5 protein-coding genes are annotated in these 3,603 nt (G+C 71.1%); all 5 read left to right on the plus strand.

The window, feature by feature from the left end:
• A partial coding sequence (locus AB1609_18120; GenBank protein MEW6048363.1) for a Na/Pi symporter occupies positions 1–357 on the plus strand: 357 nt, incomplete at its 5' end.
• A gap of 68 nt (positions 358–425) precedes the next feature.
• On the plus strand, positions 426–1,259 hold the full coding sequence (locus AB1609_18125) for an undecaprenyl-diphosphate phosphatase (GenBank protein MEW6048364.1): 834 nt from the start codon (positions 426–428) through the stop codon (positions 1,257–1,259).
• Positions 1,260–1,271: 12 nt separating this feature from the next.
• Positions 1,272–2,192, plus strand: a complete 921-nt coding sequence (locus tag AB1609_18130; GenBank protein MEW6048365.1) for a hypothetical protein — start codon at positions 1,272–1,274, stop codon at positions 2,190–2,192.
• A gap of 42 nt (positions 2,193–2,234) precedes the next feature.
• A complete protein-coding gene (locus tag AB1609_18135) occupies positions 2,235–2,702 on the plus strand; it encodes a cell division protein SepF (protein ID MEW6048366.1) in 468 nt (155 codons plus the stop codon).
• On the plus strand, positions 2,699–3,532 hold the full coding sequence (proC, locus tag AB1609_18140; protein MEW6048367.1) for a pyrroline-5-carboxylate reductase: 834 nt from the start codon (positions 2,699–2,701) through the stop codon (positions 3,530–3,532). The genes AB1609_18135 and proC overlap by 4 nt, the downstream gene beginning before the upstream one ends.
• Positions 3,533–3,603 lie beyond the last annotated feature (71 nt).

Here is a 3,603-nt window from a genome sequence, read left to right on the forward strand (position 1 = left end):
GTTTCCAGCTCAGCCGTTGCCATGGTTGCCCGGGGCGCCCTGGATCCGCGGGCTGCCGTGGCCATCGTGCTGGGAAGCAACGTCGGTACGGTGACGACCGGGCTTTTGGCGTCGGTCTTCCTGGGGCGCGGGGCCCGGTGGCTGGCGGCGGCCGACTTCGTGCTCAACTTAGCCGGGGCCCTGGGGGCGCTCGCCCTGTTTCCCTTGTTCTACGATGCCGCCACCCTCCTGGCAGCGTCGCCGCCCCAGGTGGTGGCCCACGCCCACACTCTGTTCAATGTGGCCATCGCCCTGGTGGCCCTTCCGCTGGTCAGGCCGGCCGCCCGGTGGGCGCAGGGTGGCGCTGCCCGCCCGTAGAGCGAGCCATCCGAGAAGGAGTCGGTCGGGCGGCGCAGAAACGGCCGCCGAGAGGCGGGGGGCGTTCATTGAACGTCGGTGTGGCTGCGATCTTGGGCATCGTGCAGGGTTTGACCGAGTTCCTCCCGGTCAGCAGTTCGGGCCACCTGGTGCTCGCGCGGCACCTCCTGGGAGTCGGCACGCCGCAAATCCTCTTCGACATCGTCGTCCACCTGGGAACCCTGATGGCCGTGCTGGTGGCGCTGTGGCCCGAGGTGGTGGGAGCGGCCCGCGGCGTCGCCGTCTGGCCCAGGCTGTTGGGGCGTGTGGACCTGGAACCGGCCCGGGAGCAGGAGGCACGCCTTGCCGGCTGGCTCTTGCTTGGTACGCTTCCTGCCGCGCTCGTCGGGCTCGTGGCGGCCGACCGGGTGGAGGCGCTCTTCGGCTCCGTGCGAGGGGTGGGCGTGGCCCTGCTGGCGACGGCGGCCATCCTGGTCGTTGCAGAACGCAGGGTGGGCCAGGGCGCGGGGGCCCGCGCCTCGGATCTCTTTCAGGTGGGTGCGTGGAGGGCGGTCGCTGTGGGCGTTGCGCAGGCGGCTGCCGTGATCCCCGGGTTGTCCCGTTCTGGTTCCACCATTGCGGCAGGAATGCTGGCGGGCGTGGAGCGGGATTCGGCCGCACGCTTTTCGTTCCTCCTGGCCATCCCAACCATTGCGAGCGCTGGTGTCCTGGGCGCGCTGAAGGCGGCGTCGGGGGAGTTCGCGTGGCCGGGGGGCGCGGCGCTTGGGGTGGGGTTCGTGGCGGCGGGCATCTCCGGCTATGCGGCCATCCGCGTGCTGTTTGCCACGCTCGGCCGGGGTAGCCTGCGTTGGTTTGCGGCGTACGCGGCGCTTGTGGGAACGTGGGCGATTCTCGGAGCGTGAGGCGGGCGCGGGATGGGACGGTGGCGGGTCAGGCCCCGGCGGCTCATGCGCAGCCTGGTGGTGCTGGCCATCGGCGCCTGGGGGGCGTGGGTAGCGGGAGATAAGGCGGCGGCGTGGGTGGCCGCCACCTTCGGGCCGACCGATGCGGCGCGCTTCGGCGAGATCGTCGAGGCCTACCCCGGCACCCTCGTGGTGGTGCGCCGGGAGCAGCTCCTCCCGGCCCCTCAGCCGGGCCGGGTGGTAGCGCTGGTCTCCGAGGGCCAGTCCGTTGCTACGGGCACGCCGCTGGTGCGCCTGGAAGCGCCGGAAGGCCCTGCGCAGCCGGCTGTGGTGAGCGCGCCCTTTGCGGGTGTTATGAGTTTCCTCGCGGACGGATGGGAGCAGTGGGGCGATGCCGAATACCTGGCCGGCCTCAGCTTCCCACTCAACGACCCGCCGCGGCCGCGGCCCCTGGCGGCAAGGGAAACCGTTGCACGGGGAGAACCGGTCGTGCGCCTGGTGGACCGCAGTGAACTCTACGCCGTTTTCTGGCCGAAGAAGGGTCGAGTGCCCCAGAGAGTCGGCGAAGGGGCGCGGGTCGAACTCGTTGAGGGTGCCGGAGAGGCGGGTCTTCCGGCCCAGGTGGTGAAGGTCGCGGGTCAGGAGGGGGACCAGCGCCTGGTCATCCGCCTGGAGCGCCAGCCGGCGGGGTGGCTGTACCGGAGGGTGAGCCGGGACGTGCACCTGGTGGTGGCCCGCCACGCAGGCGTGGTGGTGCCGGCCTCGGGCCTGACCATCCGCGGGGGGCGGACGGGGTACTGGGCCGCGACGGGCGGAGGGCCTTCGTTCGTGCCGGTTCAGGTGGTCAGCCGCCTGGGCGGCCAGGTAGTGGCCAGGGGGGTCCCCGAGGGGGTGCGGGTCTACCGGTGGCCCCGGTGGCTTGGTACCCGCTAGCGCGAGCCTCACAGGCAAACCGCCTGGAGAACGGGACGGAGCGTGAAGAAGGCCGTGGGCTTCATCGAACGGGTTCTGGCCTGGCTCGGTGTGGAATCCGAGGAGAGCGCGTCCGCCGAGCGGCCGGGTGGCCCTGCGCCAGGCGTGCCGTTGCGTGAGCCGGGTGAGCTTCCGCCGCGCAGCAGGGCCCGGATCGTCTCATTGCCAACGGCTGCGGGTTCGGCTGGGACCACCCCGGCGGGGGCGGCAGGCCGGGGTCCGGCACGCGTGGTGGTCTTCGAGCCCCGGACGTTCGATGACGTGGAATCTGTTGCCGCACACCTGCGCGAACAGCGTCCGGTTGTGTTAAGGTTGAAAGCAACCGATCGGGAGACCGCTCGGCGGATCGTGGACTTCCTGTCGGGGACGATCTACGCCCTGGATGGCGTGATGAGACGTATCGACGACGACATCTTCCTCTGCGCGCCAAACGGCGTGGACGTGCAACTGGAAGGGTTGAGCGGCGAGTGAAGCTGGGGGAGCGGGTCGCGGTCATCGGGTCGGGCGCTATGGGGGAAGCCTTCATCCGTGGGCTTCTGCGGGGCGGGTTCGTCACCCGGGACGAGCTGGTGGCCACGGACAAGAGCCCGGAGCGGTGCGCGCACATCGAGCAGAGCTACGGGGTGCTGGTCACCGCCGACAACGCCGAGGCGCTGCGCAGCGCTGACACCGCTGTGGTCGCGGTCAAGCCCCAGAACATCGTGGAGGCGCTTCGGGAGCTGGCCCCCGCTGTAGAGGTCGGACGCCACCTGGTGGTATCCATCGCCGCCGGGGTGCCGACCGCCGCCATAGAGAAGCGGCTCCCCCCCGGGACCGCAGTGGTGCGGGCTATGCCCAACATTGCCGCCCTGGTGGGGCAGGCGGCCACCGGGCTATGCCGGGGTTCGTTTGCGCACGACTCGCACCTCAAGCGGGCGCAGAAGCTTTTCGAGGCTATCGGGCGGGCCGTCGTGGTGCCGGAGAACCTCATGGACGCGGTAACCGGGCTTTCGGGGAGCGGTCCCGCCTATGCGTACCTGGTGGTGGAGGCGCTTGCGGACGGCGGTGTGGCGGCGGGGCTGTCGCGGGAGGCGGCGCTGTTTTTGGCAGCCCAGACCCTGGCCGGGGCGGCCCGGATGGTGCTGGACACGGGCAGGCACCCGGCCGAGCTTCGCAACTGGGTCACCTCCCCGGCGGGGACGACCGCCGCGGGGCTCACGGTTCTGGAAAGCCGCGGCATCCGGGGCGCCTTGATGGAGGCGGTGCTCGCAGGCACCCGGCGCTCGCGGGAGCTGGGAGAAGCCGGGACAGGGGGTCATTGAAGTGGGCACGCTTTGGAGCTGGCTGGGGCTGCTCCTGTACCGGCTACTGACGCTTTACAGCTGGATTCTGC

It is taken from the genome of Bacillota bacterium (assembly GCA_040754675.1).
Classification (GTDB): Bacteria; Bacillota; Limnochordia; order Limnochordales; family Geochordaceae; genus Geochorda.